The following is a 14,932-nucleotide window of genomic DNA, read 5'->3' as shown; positions in this document are numbered from 1 at the left end:
CTATAACACGCGCCTTCTTAATATTCTCGAGTTGAAGAAATGAATCATTGGATGCATTTAGAGCAAATCAGTCAGTATTTCACGGCGGGCTCTATCGGTTATAAAGTGTTGATGGGCGTCATCATTGTGATCGCTTATCGCTTGCTAAAGAAGATCGCCAACCGCGCGATTCTGAATTTGGCAGAAGCTAAAGGCGTAAACAAAGCACGCTTGAGCTTTATTCAACGTTGCTTCAACGTCGCATTTTTGTTCCTGTTTGCTTCGCTATTCGCCATCGTGACCGGTATTGGTTATGGCGATGTGTCGCTATTCCTATCGTCTATCTTCGCGGTATTGGGGGTGGCTTTCATCGCTCAATGGTCGATTCTTAGTAACATCACGGCAAGCTTTCTGATCTTCTTTGTCTTCCCATATCGTGTCGGTGACCGAATTAAAGTCGTGGACAAAGACGAAGACATTAGCGGTGAGATTCAGGAAATCCGTATGTTCCATGTGTTGATCAAGCACGACAACGGCAACCTAATCACTTACCCGAACAACTTGATGCTCCAAAAAGCGGTACTCAAACTGGCGAAAGAGAAAGCCAAGGTTGAGGAGCCAAAAACCACCTCACGCATTTATACCCGCAGAAAGAAATAGCCCACTAAAAGCCGATGTATCTACATCGGCTTTTTGTTTCCTCGGTTTTTTTAAATACCTTTTTGACCTCAACCATGCTTGAGGTTTTAGCCTTATTCGCACGATTCAAGATCAACAATGAAAAAGGAACCATTGTGGCTAAAATTGCGATTATTTATTTCTCTAAAACCGACGTAACAGGTCAGCTTGCTCGCGCAATTGCCGCTGGCGCTGAACAACAGGGTATTGAACAGCAAGGTGGATTCGAAATTCTCTCTCACCGTATTCAAGGCAGTGAGATTATTGAGGGGCGTTTTGTGCACCCTAACCTAATGGATGAACTTGCTGAGTGTGATGCGATTATCTTTGGCTCTCCAACCTACATGGGCAGTGTGGCAGCACAGTTTAAAGCATTTGCCGATGCAAGCAGTGAATCTTGGTGTTACCAAAAATGGGCAGGGAAAATCGCAGCCGGCTTTACCAGTGGTGGGGCTATGAATGGTGACCAATCTTGCACATTGCAATACCTACAAACGCTCGCTAACCAACACGGCATGATGTGGGTCGGCTTGGACAAGATCAGCAATTCTGGTGAGCAAAACCTTAATCGCTACGGTGTGCAAGGTGGCATTGTTGCTCAAGGTGGTGAAGATGGTCAGTTATCTCTTTCTGATCTCGCGACAGCCGAATATCTTGGCAAACGAGTCGCAATGCTAGTCAACAAGCTCTCCACCCGCTAAGAGAAAAGAAGCCCCGTAAGACACCTCTTCGGGGCTAGATTTTAGCACTGGTTGGTTAGGTGCTATTTCTTGATATAGAGGTCTTTCGAGTAAATACGACCTTCTACGTTGTTTTTGGCAAAACCACCCACCGTAGGGCGAACCAAACGCGCTTGCATGTAGTAGTAAATCGGCGCGATTGGCATATCCATAGCTAATAGTTGCTCTGCTTGGTCATAGAAACCTTGGCGCGCTTTTTCATCGGTGGCAGCCAATGCACTGTTCATCGCGCTGTCATAGGCTTCACTGCTGTAGCGAGCAAAGTTACCTGACGAGCCTGAGCGCAACAGACTCAAGAAAGTGGACGCTTCGTTGTAGTCTCCGCACCACGAGGCACGCATGACATCAAAATCCCCTTGCTTACGTGCGACCAGGTAAGATTTCCACTCTTGGTTTTCTAGCTCAACCTTGGCTCCCAAATTGTTCTTCAACATAGAAGCAATTGCCACTGCAATGGCTTTGTTGGACTCGCTGGTGTTGTACAGCAATTTGAAATCCAAAGGCTTACCGCTTCCGTATCCTGCTTCTTTCAACAGTTCACGCGCCTTTGCATCACGCTGTTTCTGTGTCCATGCGCTATATTCTGGCTGAGTTGCGTCAAAGCCCGCCGTGTATTGATGAGCAAATGTGTATGCAGGCAAGTTACCCACTTGAGTCACACCATCGGTGATCACATCACGCATGATGGAGTAAGACACAGCTTTACGAACTCGCTCATCATCAAACGGAGGACGAGTGGTATTAAACGCATAATAGTAAGTACAAAGCAGAGGTACCGCGGTGTAAGCTTGTGCGTATTCTTTCTTCAGCTTTTGCGCCATGTGTGTAGGTACATCTGAAGTAATATCAACCTCACCCACGGCATAGCGATTGATCGAGGCATTTTGGTTTTCAAACGGAATATAGGTCACCTGAGTGAGGTGAGCGTCTGCGCTATCCCAGTAGTTTGGGTTCTTCTTCAGTTCAATACGCTCATTCACCACCCACTTGTCTAGCACGAATGCACCATTGCCAACAAACTGCTTAGGATCACTCCACGGTTTATTGCTGCTCTCAACCGTCGCTTTGTGCACTGGCATCATGGAGGTATGCCCGGTCATTGCGACAAAATAAGGCACCTTGCTATCCAGCTCGAAACGTAGCGTATGTTTATCGACAGCGGTAATACCGAGATTATCCAGCGGCTTCTTACCTTCCGCAACATCAGCAATGTTTTTGATCTTGGTGAGTTTGAGATACCAAACATTCGGTGATGCCGTTTTAGGATCCACAGCTCGGCGCAGCGAATAAACAAAGTCATCCGCTGTCACAGGATCGCCATTCGACCATTTCGCATCTTTACGCAGATGGAACACAAAAGTTTGGTTATCTTCCGTTTGCCAAGATTCTGCAACGCCGGGAACGATGTTGCCATCACGATCTTGGATGACTAAGCCTTCGAACAAATCGCGAATGATGTGCATCTCGGGTAAGCCTTCAGCCTTTGCCGGATCTAGTGTCGCTGCTTCGGCATCGTTTGCACGCACTAAATGTTGTTCAGATGCCAATTGCACGCCATCAGGTAGAGAGTCTGCGAACGCAGCTGCGGACAAAAATGGGGTCAATAAAGAGGAAATCACTAACGCTGTAGAGTGCTTTTTAAAATCCATATCGTTCTTCGTTCTCCTAACACGTCTTTTGAAGCAAGTACCACAATTGATAATACAAGCATTGACGAACTTTAAGTGTTCGGTTTATACCCAAGTAATCTCAAAGTGCTAGTTTCAGCAACCATAACTTGAGTGATATCCAAATACTAATCGAACAATCAGGAGATTACGGTGAGTCTAATTCCAAGAACGGAAAGAGCGGCTTTTTTAATTTCGCCGATATCATATGGAAAATCGGTGTTGGGCGCGCCATTGCTGTACTTCCCTGCGCAAGTAGAAAGTAACTCCCGAGGTTTGATTTTAGCAGGCACACACGGTGATGAGACAGCGTCTATCGCAGGGCTATCTTGCGCGCTGAGAAGTTTGCCCGCTGAAGATTTAAAGCATGACGTTATTTTATCGATGAACCCAGACGCCAACCAGTTGGGTACACGAGCAAACGCCAATCAAGTCGACTTAAACCGTGCTTTCCCCACACAAAATTGGACAGAACACGGCACCGTCTATCGTTGGAGTTCACACACACCCGTGAGGGATGTCAAAGTCAAAACAGGCAGCAAAAAATCGCTTGAACCCGAAGTCGATGCATTAATTAACCTGATTGAGCAACGCAATCCAAAGTTCGTGGTCTCTTTTCATGAACCCCTTGCGTTTGTTGATGATCCAGCCCATTCAGTGCTGGCGAAGTGGCTTGGAGAGCTGTTCAAGCTACCGCTCGTCGATGACGTAGATTACGAAACTCCGGGATCATTCGGAACTTGGTGTAACGAGCGCGCATTGCCATGCATTACGGTTGAACTACCCGCGATCTCTGCTGATCTGACAATTGAACAGCACCTAGACGCATTTATCGCTCTATTGCAGCACCAACCAGGCTTTTAATTTCTCATCAAGACGTCAGTTTGCTGTTGCATACGAATAATAGAGGGGGAACTGGGGACACAAAATGCATGTCCCCTATAAGAATTAGAACTTGTAGCCCACGAGAAGGTTAGAAGTTGTTGCATCGATACCAGCAAAATCTACAACTGAGATTTGAGCATCCAACGTAATTCCATTTTGGAACACGTAACCGCCTTGCACAGCGAAACCAGTCGAAGAGTCTGAGTCACTAACTGATGTGTATGCGTTGTACACTGTCGCTTCCGTATCAGTAGCAGCTAGACCACCTAAAATACGCCAACCGCTCATGCTCTCATAACCAACCATAAGGTTTGCTTGCGAAGCCTCTACATGCGCACCTAGATAGCCGATTGATGCACTGTCTTCAACGATGGTTGGAACATAAGAACCAGCGATCACAAGACCATTGTTAAAAGTGTACGAAACACCGAAAGATACACCGCTTTCCGTCGCCGCTGTAACATTATCAAGGGAAGTCATTGCGTAGCCAATATTTACACCAAAACCAGAACGGTCGTATGAGGAGCCTTCAATTGTTTCTGCAGAAACAAAAGTTGAAGTGAAAATAGTAGCTAACGAAAGAGCAACAATTGAACGTGTCATATAATAAAAACCCAAATATGCGTGCGATGCACTGAAACGATATTCACAAAACGTGATATTTAAGGGGTGCGAATTATAGGCAACAAGTTGCTCCCTTCAACTAAACTCACTTATTGTTACCACAACATGTTGTTATTGAACAAAAAACCACCGAATTATCTATTGTTTTTAAAAAAATCAATAAATGCTCGTGTTCGTTTCGGTAGATGTTCACGTTTAGGGTAAAGCAGGTAGAGTGGAAGTATCGCTTTAGTGCGCCAATCGGGGAGTAAAGTGACAAGTTGCGCTCGCTCTTGGGGACTCAGTTTTTCTAGTGCAAACTCATCCAACATCGCGACACCGCAACCAGCTACTGTCGCATCAAGCATCGATTGGACAAGATTAAAGCACAACACGCTGGATAACGTGACCTTAATGTCTTGTTGAGTTTGCTGATGATGAAAGTGCCATGTATCCAGATTCAATTCAGCATTGCGATAGGTAATGTGCTCTAAAAGATGCAAATCTTCTGGTGTGTTTGGTGATGGTTTTGTCGCTAGATACGCTTTGCTCGCGAATGGTTTACAGTGTAAAGAACGCAGATGGTGTCCGACATACCCTTCAGGGGGTGAGTCGGTAAAAAAGAACGCAAGATCAAACCCAGACTCGATCAAATCGAGCGGTGTTTCAGTGAAAATCACCTCAAACGTAACGTCGGGGAACTGCTGGCGAAATGCAATTAATGAAGGGTTGAGTAACTCCGCACCAAATGAGGCAGAAGCAGCAATACGTAAATGCCCAGCAACCTTATCGGTCTCCATCACTTGTTCATTAATCTGTTCCACGTTTTCCATTAAGCCTTTCACTTGGTGGTAGAAACGCTGTCCATCATAAGTAAGGTTAAATTGTCGCGTGGTGCGTTGGATAAGCTGAACAGAAAGTATCGCCTCCAACTGCCCAAGTCGACGACTCACATGGGCATTGGAACAGCGCAGCTTTTTAGCCGCACCAGCAATACTTTTCTCTTCGCACAGTGCAATGTAAATCGGTACGTAACTGAGCCAGTTTATTTCCATATAGTAATTATGAATCTCTAAAATCAATCTACTGGAAATAATAGAAAGGCTCTACACTGCGCACAACTTAAATTTTTGCATGGAGAATACAGATGAACGCTTTCGATACTTGGCTGAAAGGGCAAATCATTAAAGAACATGTCACCAACCCAAACATTGAAGTGGGTGAATACAGCTACTACTCCGGCTTTTACCATGGCAAAACTTTCGAAGATCAGGCTGTTCGTTATTTGATGGGCGACAGCGTGACACAACAAGAATGGCAAAACGGCGCATATGGCGAAGTCGATAAACTGATCATTGGGAAATTTTGTTCAATTGCCTCTGGTGCGACTTTTATGATGGCGGGTAATCAGGGACATCGTATTGATTGGATTTCCACGTTTCCCTTTTCCCCAGAAGAGTTTGGAAATGGGGTACAAAGCGGCTTTGAACGTGCCGGCGATACCATTATTGGCAACGATGTCTGGATTGGCAGTGAAGCCATGATAATGCCGGGTGTAACAATCGGTGATGGTGCAGTGATTGGTGCGCGTTCAGTGATCACTAAAAATGTCGAACCGTATTCCATTGTGGTTGGTAATAATCATGTGGTTCGCCTGCGCTTTGATGAAGAGGCGGTATCGATGCTACTAGAGATTCAGTGGTGGGATTGGTCAATAGAGCACATCAAACAAGCGATGAAAATCATGTGCAGTGGTGATGTATTCGCATTAGGTGACTACTACCGTGAACACATCGCTTAACGACTTAGCATTGGGGCTGATTTGTTAAGGCAAAATGAAGCGAAAGCCCAGATAAATGGGCTTTCGTTCCTAAAGTTAAACAGCAGCCAGATCTTCTTCTTCCAAGGTTGCAGAGACTTTAATCTCGTATTGATTAAAGCTAAATACACAGCCGCCATGGGTACGTTTGGTGGTGACTTGCTCATCACCAAATTGAACCGTCACCCGAGTAAAGACTCGGTCAGTTGCTTCAACAATATTCTCTGCTAATGCGACTTCGAAATCTTGTTCAGTTTGCTCAAGCTTCTGCTTTACGTCTTCCAAACGAGTGTTGTTTTGCGCCTTCAATACTTCTATCTGCGCTTGCTCTTCATCTGTGCGCTCTGCTTTAGGGCGTTTCTTAAACTCAAGTTCCTTTCGGATAACGTCCATGGTGCCTTCTTGCGCGGATTTATACTCGTCCTTTAGATTTGCAATACGTTCCTTAAAGACAGAATAATTTGCAAAGGCTTCAACCTTGGTCGCCGTATCTCCCTCTACACCCAATTGCGAACAGGAAACCTTACTGCCCACTTTTGCATCACCGCCACTTAAAGTGCCGTTCTTGCCACTGGCATCAAGCACGATTAAATTGCGCCCACAAACAATGTCATTGTTCATGCTATGGACAGCAAGTTCTATGTCTTCACCAGATTGCAATTCACAATATTGGGCATAACTGGCACGAATCGATGTTTTGGTGCGCACATGGCAGCTTTTTGGCTGACCATCGCTCACTGTATGACCAATGATGCCCTTAGCAACTTGAATATCCCCTTCAGCTTGTACATCGGCAGATTCAATAAAACCACCCACTGTGATTGAGCCCGTCGCTTTCACTATCATGCCCGATTCGATGTTCCCGCCAATGATGACGTTGCCTTTAAATTTTACGTGACCGGTGTTTACTCCGACACTATTGAGGCAAAGTGCATTGTCGACTTCGATGGTTTTTTCTTTGATCAGTGGTGTGCCTGAAACAGATGCAAGTAAGAGGTTTGGATCGGACTTGCTGATTTCAGTACCTTTACCGGGTTTAATTGGACTGTCTTTGCCCGCTTGTGGCGGAATAACGCGACCTTGAACGGTGAAGCCCGGGATGCCTCTGGTCGCCGGAGTGCGGCGCATCACTTCATCCCCAATATCGACAGCGATGGTTTCACCTAAATTGCGTAGATCGATTTTGTCACTAGAGGATTGACCTTCTTTCGGCTTAAGGATGCGCTTGGTGATGTCTTTAACAAGTGGCGTGAAGATAGCGTCTTTGCCTTTAACAGGTTGCTTGCCAACCGCAACAGCTTGGGTGAAGGTTTCTCCGGGTTTTAGCTGTGTACTGACAACCAACACTTTTTTCAACGCAAGTTTATTGATGCCTTTGGAAACACGAGCATGCGCGAGTGCTTGAACAATTTCAGGACCTCTTAGTCCTCGTCCTCCATAAGCGCCCGTCACATTCATGCTGGCAAGCATGTCATTGTTGGAGAGTTCAACTTCCACCTGAGCGTTTTTGATCTGTGCAATCACGATCCCTTCATAGGCTTCTGATTTACGTTCACGCGCGCAATTAATGAATCGCACCACCTCAGTTTCATCGACAAACGCTTTGTCAGCTTCCATCATCTGAAGCTGCTCAGGCAATTCCTTTTGATTTAGCTCACCTCCGAGATCCACATCTCCCGGTAAGCGGGCAAAAACCTTTGTTTTATCTTCTGACCACTCCAGGCATATCTTCCACATAACCAATCCATCTGCTACCCATCACCACCTTCAGTCTAACCAAAATCATTTTCTGAACAAACCTCTCAATTCTAAGAATCAGGCTCACATCACTAAAGCATTAACAGGCTCAAAACTCAGGTATATAAAGCATTGAGCATAAAACTCATTTCAACAAAGCCATCTTAGACAAAATGCAATTTGGTTTAGAAAAGGTCGTAAAATTGATTTACCTCCAGCCGTTTTCAAGCAAAGAAAATAACGAAAAGAGTTTTATCAATACCGAATCAACTTCGACAATAGAATATTTCTTATATAGCTCAGAAAATCTTGTATACGGTCGTTTTCTTCTACCTGTCGCGCTGGCAACACCCTGGTTTATTCACATCTTTTTTTACTTTTAAAGTCATTGATTTAGTGACGATAGTCTTATCATTAATAATTTTTATAAATTTTTCCTCTGGAACCTATTTATTTTTCTGTTATATTCCGCCAACTGTCGTAATGATAATTATTATCATTACTGTTAGTTAGGGAAGGAGTATCAAATCATGGCGGCTATCAGTTCAGCAAGCGCAGCTCGTATCGGTAACATGTACCAAGAGCACCACAGTTGGTTATCTGTGTTTATTAAACGTCGTTTGGGGTGTCCTGAAGCAACTGCCGATTTAGTTCAAGACACTTATTTAAGACTCCTTACCCGAGGCAAATTACCTGAAGCGAAAGATTCGAGAAGATACCTTACTCATATCGCAAAAGGTTTGGTCATTGATCTTTACCGACGTCGTCGAATCGAAGCCGCTTACTTAGAACTCATCGAACAAGAACCTGTAGAAGTCGCTGGCTCTCCTGAAGACCAAGCTGTCGTTGTGCAAGCTCTGGTCGAAATTGATGCCCTTCTGCATCGTTTACCTCTTAAAGCTCGCCAAGCACTTTTGATGCGCCAATTGGAAGGCAAGAGCTATAAAGAAATCGCACTCGCACTCGACGTGTCAGTGTCTTCTGTCGAGAAATACGTAGCGAAAGCACTGCAGGGCTGCATGATGACCATGCTGAGTGAGAACGAGTAACATGGAGCAAGTTTCTCGTGAATCCATCGAGCAAGCCTCTCTGTGGATGGCGCGCTTGTGGGCCGATGACGTAACACAACAAGACAGAGATGCCTTTGATAGCTGGAGAAGCGCCCACCCTGATAACGCTTATGCTTGGCAGCAGTTAGAAGAGCTGCAAAGAAAGTTTATTGGTATTCCAAACTCCCCGATTAGCCGCAAAGTGCTTGCTCCAAAACAGCGTGGTTTGAACCGCCGACAAGTCTTGATGCTTGGTGGCCTTTCTCTTGGCACGTTAAGTTTGATGATGTCTACTCATACCTCTCTTCCCAATGGTGCGGAGTACACTACAGCGACGGGTGAGGTGAAAGACATATTGCTTTCTGATGGCACTCAAATGGCAATGAACACCGCCACCCGCGTATTTGTCGACTTTAACCAGCAAGAACGACGTTTACACCTGCTTGAAGGTGAGATTATGGTCACCAGTTCTCACCATCTCACCCCTTTCCATGTCACTACTCCGCAAGGTCGAGTCGTACCAATAGGCACCCGTTTCACCGTACAAAAACGAGACGACGATACGCTAGTTTCCGTTTATGAGGGCGAAGTAGCACTCTACCCTTTACTTGGTATGGGAGCACAGCACTTGCTTGCTGGTGAAAACGCCCACTTTACGCAACGTGAAACCTCGAACATACAAAAGAATCTCAGTGACGACGCCCTATGGTTAGAACAAAAAATCATGGCACAAGGGATGCCACTCACAGAGTTTATTACGGAGCTAAGTCGATACCGTCGCGGTATTCTCTCAGTCGATCCACAGTTGTCCTCTTTGAAGCTCACCGGGGTATTCTCGACAAAAAGCGTCGACAAAACGCTTTTTAACATCAGCCAAATATTACCAATCGAAATCCGCTATCGGACACCAATGTGGGTCAGTGTGAAAGCAAAACCATAAAAAAATTTACGGATTTAGACATCTCATTCGGTGTAAAGAGCAGTTAGTAGACCGATTAAGGAAAGCAAGGTGCCGCTCCCTCAACGACGCCAGATATTGGCGATAATGATTCAAGCCAATCTAGGATTAGCCTCTCTCGTCACTCCTTTTGCCGCATGGGCAGAACAGTCAGTACAGTACGATATTCCACCAGGTAATCTTGACCATGTATTAAACCAGTTTGCGGTAGAGTCTGGTGTTGAGTTTTATCTCAATGCTTCACTTTCAGAAAACCTGCAAAGTCCTGGATTAACAGGTAACTATGACCCCGAACAAGCATTGACATTGCTGCTGGCAAACACGGGATTGAATGCCGAGAAGCAGGCTGATGGTGTTTATCAACTTTCTCCTTCCTCTGAAATGACACTCGACGCAATTCAGGTAAGAACGAGTTTTGAAGATGCTTATTATCGCGATAGTGATGGTGAGATGGCGATCTATGACGCCGATGTTGCCAGTGCCTACATGGGCAAAGAAGAAATAGAACGCTTCAAAGGCGCAAGCGCTGCCGATCTGTTTACCGGAATGGCAAATACCTTGAGTGGTGAGGCTCGTAATGGCGGTGGAAGCATTGATCCTAATGTTCGTGGTGTACAAGGTTTTGGACGAGTCCCTGTCGTCATAGATGGCACAGAACAAGGCATTTCCGTTTATAACGGTTACCGAGGCGCTTCAAACCGAAACTACATTGATCCAAACTTGATTGGTGGTCTGAAAGTTTACAAAGGCGCACAGATCAGTTCGGACGTGAATACCTCTGTAGGGGGCGCAGTACAAGTCACGACATTGGAGCCACAAGACATTGTGCCTGAGGGTGATAATTTCGGTATGGAGTTCGTGGCGGAAAGCAGCAGCAACTCAGTAAAGCCCAACAAAGCTCGCTTGCATACAGGTAAACGGTGGCAAGATGTCCCAGTATACAATGAGTTAGGCGGCGTACCATTATATGACGACCCAGAAGTACGCTTTCAAACTAGAGATGATAAAGATGACAATCCGCTAAACGGTGAGGATACAGCTTATCGACTAGCTATTGCGGGCGTAAAACCAAAAATTGAATGGCTTGGCGCGTATGCATATCGTAATCGTGGTAACTACTACTCAGGCACAAATAAAACGGGTTTCTACTCCAAATCAAGAGATGGTAGCGGTAGCGAGATCGTTGCGGGCAGAAACCCATATTTGAACCCGGAACACATTGCATTGAGCCATATCCCTGGGCACGAAGTACCAAATACTTCCTCTGAGATGGAGTCGTTCCTATTAAAAACAACCATTAATTTTAGCGATTACTATAAGTTACAGCTGAACGCGCGCTACACAGAGAGTACTCACGGGGAAATCCTCGCGAGTCGTTCAGATTATCGAAACAGTGACGGTCTGCCTCAATGGCCGCTAGCGAATGCCAAGATGCAAGCTTACAGCATCAAGTTTCGAGCAAACCCAGAAAGCCGCTACATTGACCTCAGTACTAACCTATGGACAACGTTAACGGATTCCAAAAGCAATACTGGCTATGGCTTTCCCAATTTTGTGAACTTTCGTAGCGAGACACCAGATATCATCATCAACACCTCGACCGTCAATCGTGATGAAAACCGTTTTGGCTTTGACTTTAAGAACAAAATGCTATTGCTCGATAACTTGGATGTCACGGTTTCCGGCAGCTACATGAAGCATGAATTGACCCCAAAAGAAGGTTTGGAATACCTCATTGATTTCTACGGTGGTCCTGTGCGCTCGGGAGAAAGAGAAGAATATAACGGAGCCGCGGTCATCGAATGGCGTCCACTAGATGCCTTTATTATCAATGCAGGCGTGCGCTATATCAGTTATGAAGCCACCGACTTTTACATCGAGAATCGCATCAAAACGGGCAATAGCGACGATGTTGGTCTTAAAGAATACAAGAAAGATGGTTATCGTCTCGCATTTCAAACCATTGAAACTTACGCCCCAGAAGAAATCGCACAAAACGTCGCGAATGCAGAGCATGAAGTTCGTGCAACGTTCACAAAAAAGAACATAAACCGAGAAATCAATCGCCTGCAACATTTGATCACCACCGATCCCACCCAAGCTGATACTTACCGTGAAGAGTTAAAACTGCGTCAAAATGAGATCAATAACTTTGATTCACTGTTAACTGCAAAGGTAGAAGAGAAAACAACGGAAGCCAAAAACAAAACCAGTTTCGTTGAGGATCACCTAGTTGAATGGCGAACCAACAGTAAAAACGAACTGGATCTTGCTAACAACCCTTGTTTGATTGCCCAAAAGAAAGACAACTTTGTTGAAGGCAGTTGTAAAACCAAAGGACAAATTGATGGCAAGGACAACCGTAACCTCAGCTACAAGAACAGCGGCAGTGGTTGGATGCCATCTCTTACCACAACATGGCTAATCAACGAAAACAGCCGTGCGTATGCTCGATATGCAGAAACACTGCGATTTCCAAGCTTATTTGAGAGTACCAGTGGATTTTCTGGTAACCCATCAGCATCAGTACCCCTTGAACCAGAGCGAGCGAAACTCTTCGAGGTCGCGTACATTCACTACTTTGAGAACGCAAGTGCAAAGCTCACTTACTTTGATCAAACGATTGATGATGTAATGGATCGCGATCGATCCAGTTTTTCATTTGCCAATCTGGATAGCCAACGCACCAGTGGTATTGAAATCAACGGTATGTTCGATAACCAACTGTACTTTGCCGATGCGTCATTGGCTTATAACTTCCGCAATGAGGTGTGTGACAAAAACTCTGCAGCTCAAGGCTTCGTCCCAGCTCTTGTCGATAAAACCACACCATCAACAGAAACGTGTGTTCGCGGTGGCTTCACAGCAGCAAGCTATCTGGCAGCACAAGCGGCACCAGAGTATTCGGGTAGCTTATTAGTCGGAGCAAGGTTCTTTAATCAAGCATTAGAAAGCGGGTTACGCACCAACTATGTTTCTGGCAGTCATGAAGATGAACAAATTAAACGAACCGATGTAACAACATTTGATGCTTACATTAAATATGCATTTAACGAACACCTATCTGCAGAGCTTATCGGAAGCAACATCACCGATGTTTATTATCTTGAAGCTGGATCGGTATCTGGGATGCCTGCACCAGGAAGAACGATAGGACTCAAGTTAAACGGACGCTTCTAAACCTTATGAACGCCCCTTAAAAAGAAAACGCCTCACCCGAGGCGTTTTCTTTTTTCATTTTATTTTTACGGATTTCCAATTGCTATTCGGTGTAGTGGATGAAACTTCATAAAGCCCAATATAGGTTTGGTGTCCCAAACACCACCAAGCCTATAGAACCGTATATTTAGGATGATTTAATGAAACCCAACATGAAATGGACGCTTCTTGCTATCACCATTCCTTCGCTTATCGCTTGTGGTGGTGGTTCAGACTCAAACACTGCAGATTCACATAAAGCGCCTGTGTCCGTTGTATCTGGTTACGAAACAGCAAAAGTCGGAAACAGAATTCGTGTAGATGGACTGGGTAGCTACGGTGTAGATGCCAGTATCGCAACGTACACTTGGTCTATCAGCAAAAAACCACAAGGCAGTAACGTCAAGTTAAATAACGTTAATGCGATCTCTCCATACTTCACACCAGACGTGGCAGGAGACTACACCGTTCAGTTGGTAACCAACGATGGCAAAAAAGACAGTAGCGCACAATCGCTGACTATCACCGCAACAGAAGTAAATACCAACGTGGCGCCCGTTATTTATGCATCGGAAACCTACACGGCAGCGCTTGATCAAACCCTGAAATTAGACGCGAAAGCTTACGACGCTGATAATGATATGCTCAGCTACCAATGGGCTCTTAACTCAGCACCAAAAAACACCACGATGTCGTTGAGCAACGCAAGCACCAAACAAGCAGCGCTAAAAGCAAACGTTGCGGGTGAATACAAACTAACTCTAACCGTCTCAGACGGTAAAGAAGAGACAACTAAAGAGATCACCATCAACTACTCTGCCGATAACGTCGCACCGGTTGCCATGGCAGGACGAGATACCACATTCGAATTGGGTGGAACCGCAACCTTAGACGCTAGCGCAAGCATTGATGGCAATGATTCAGGTATCACGTACCAGTGGGAATTTGTGTCCAAGCCTTCGGCAAGTACTGCAGAATTGTCGGATGCTACGTCAGCAAAACCAACATTCACCCCCGATGTCGAGGGTGATTATGCGCTTGCTCTAACCGTAAGTGATGGCGCTCTAAGCAGTGGAAAAGATTTTGTTCGAGTAACGGCATCAAAAGCAGGAACAAGCGACCTCGTATTGCACTTCAACGGTGAGAAAAAACAATGGCCTCTCGAAATTCCGATTATTACTCTGAATAAAGACCTCAAAGGTGAAGCGCCCAAATACGTACTCCTAGGGTCACTAACTCTTGAAGCCGTTGGACAAGATTATGAAGTTCAGCAGGTCTTTGCAATGAACGCAACCAATCCCGATCACGACTTGAAATTAAGCGGCATTGAAGATGGCAGCGTGCTACCTGTCGGTGATGAGATTGTTGTTAAGTTTTGGTCAGCACCAACACAAGGAAGTAGTGTCATGATGACTTACGGTCTAATGATCAAAGATCAAACAAACTTTTATGGCGGTGTTGGCTACCACTTCCAAACAAACTGATCGTCCTGCACAACAATGACACATAAAAAAGCGCGGTCTCTCCGCGCTTTTTTACGGATATTCAAATCTCATTCGGTGTATCAGATAAAGCCTTTCTTTTACCGCGCCGCGTTATGGACCGCGCTTCTAATCAAT

12 protein-coding genes are annotated in these 14,932 nt (G+C 45.3%); 8 read left to right on the top strand and 4 right to left on the bottom strand.

Going from position 1 to position 14,932, the window contains the following annotated elements; translation table 11 throughout:
* The first annotated feature begins 51 nt into the window (after window positions 1-51).
* Together AACR11_RS26075 and AACR11_RS26070 are read left to right on the top strand one after the other, a co-directional pair.
* Window positions 52-639 carry a mechanosensitive ion channel family protein gene (locus AACR11_RS26075; protein ID WP_005450053.1) on the top strand — a complete coding sequence of 196 codons (588 nt, stop codon included), beginning with the start codon at window positions 52-54 and terminating at the stop codon, window positions 637-639.
* A 134-nt stretch (window positions 640-773) separates the two neighbouring features.
* A complete protein-coding gene (locus AACR11_RS26070; protein ID WP_009696515.1) occupies window positions 774-1,358 on the top strand; it encodes a flavodoxin family protein in 585 nt (194 codons plus the stop codon).
* A 62-nt stretch (window positions 1,359-1,420) separates the two neighbouring features.
* On the opposite strand, the gene AACR11_RS26065 is transcribed toward AACR11_RS26070, so the two are convergent.
* Entirely contained in the window at window positions 1,421-3,046 is a 1,626-nt protein-coding gene (locus AACR11_RS26065) for an ABC transporter substrate-binding protein (protein ID WP_079325254.1), read from the bottom strand.
* A gap of 171 nt (window positions 3,047-3,217) precedes the next feature.
* On the opposite strand from AACR11_RS26065, the gene mpaA reads away from it, so the two are divergent.
* Window positions 3,218-3,928: a murein tripeptide amidase MpaA gene (gene mpaA, locus AACR11_RS26060; protein ID WP_079325252.1), complete on the top strand. Its 711-nt coding sequence runs from the start codon at window positions 3,218-3,220 to the stop codon at window positions 3,926-3,928.
* 84 nt (window positions 3,929-4,012) lie between these two features.
* Here mpaA and AACR11_RS26055 read toward each other — a convergent pair whose 3' ends face one another.
* Window positions 4,013-4,552, bottom strand: a complete 540-nt coding sequence (locus AACR11_RS26055) for an outer membrane beta-barrel protein (protein ID WP_005450047.1) — start codon at window positions 4,550-4,552, stop codon at window positions 4,013-4,015.
* 155 nt (window positions 4,553-4,707) lie between these two features.
* Window positions 4,708-5,607 (bottom strand): LysR family transcriptional regulator, encoded by a 900-nt coding sequence (locus AACR11_RS26050; RefSeq protein WP_029790496.1) that lies wholly within the window; start codon window positions 5,605-5,607, stop codon window positions 4,708-4,710.
* A gap of 92 nt (window positions 5,608-5,699) precedes the next feature.
* Between AACR11_RS26050 and AACR11_RS26045 the strand changes: the two genes are divergently transcribed.
* Complete coding sequence (locus tag AACR11_RS26045) at window positions 5,700-6,353, top strand: CatB-related O-acetyltransferase (RefSeq protein ID WP_017818304.1); 654 nt, start codon at window positions 5,700-5,702, stop codon at window positions 6,351-6,353.
* 75 nt (window positions 6,354-6,428) lie between these two features.
* Here the strand turns inward: AACR11_RS26045 and AACR11_RS26040 are convergent, their stop codons facing one another.
* Window positions 6,429-8,108: a DUF342 domain-containing protein gene (locus AACR11_RS26040; RefSeq protein WP_005450044.1), complete on the bottom strand. Its 1,680-nt coding sequence runs from the start codon at window positions 8,106-8,108 to the stop codon at window positions 6,429-6,431.
* Window positions 8,109-8,638: 530 nt separating this feature from the next.
* Here AACR11_RS26040 and AACR11_RS26035 point away from each other — a divergent pair.
* The 4 genes from AACR11_RS26035 (at window position 8,639) to AACR11_RS26020 (ending at window position 14,797) form a co-directional block, all read left to right on the top strand.
* A complete protein-coding gene (locus tag AACR11_RS26035) occupies window positions 8,639-9,157 on the top strand; it encodes a sigma-70 family RNA polymerase sigma factor (RefSeq protein ID WP_005450041.1) in 519 nt (172 codons plus the stop codon).
* Window position 9,158: 1 nt separating this feature from the next.
* Complete coding sequence (locus AACR11_RS26030; protein ID WP_029790497.1) at window positions 9,159-10,097, top strand: FecR domain-containing protein; 939 nt, start codon at window positions 9,159-9,161, stop codon at window positions 10,095-10,097.
* 69 nt (window positions 10,098-10,166) lie between these two features.
* Window positions 10,167-13,295, top strand: a complete 3,129-nt coding sequence (locus AACR11_RS26025) for a TonB-dependent receptor (RefSeq protein ID WP_223295780.1) — start codon at window positions 10,167-10,169, stop codon at window positions 13,293-13,295.
* Window positions 13,296-13,474: 179 nt separating this feature from the next.
* Complete coding sequence (locus AACR11_RS26020) at window positions 13,475-14,797, top strand: PKD domain-containing protein (RefSeq protein ID WP_029790499.1); 1,323 nt, start codon at window positions 13,475-13,477, stop codon at window positions 14,795-14,797.
* Window positions 14,798-14,932 lie beyond the last annotated feature (135 nt).

The sequence above is a fragment of the Vibrio sp. L85 genome (genome assembly GCF_963871815.1).
Lineage (GTDB): Bacteria > Pseudomonadota > Gammaproteobacteria > Enterobacterales > Vibrionaceae > Vibrio > Vibrio harveyi.
The sequence above is the reverse complement of the archived record's forward strand: the minus strand, read 5'-3'. Positions and strand labels throughout refer to the sequence as shown.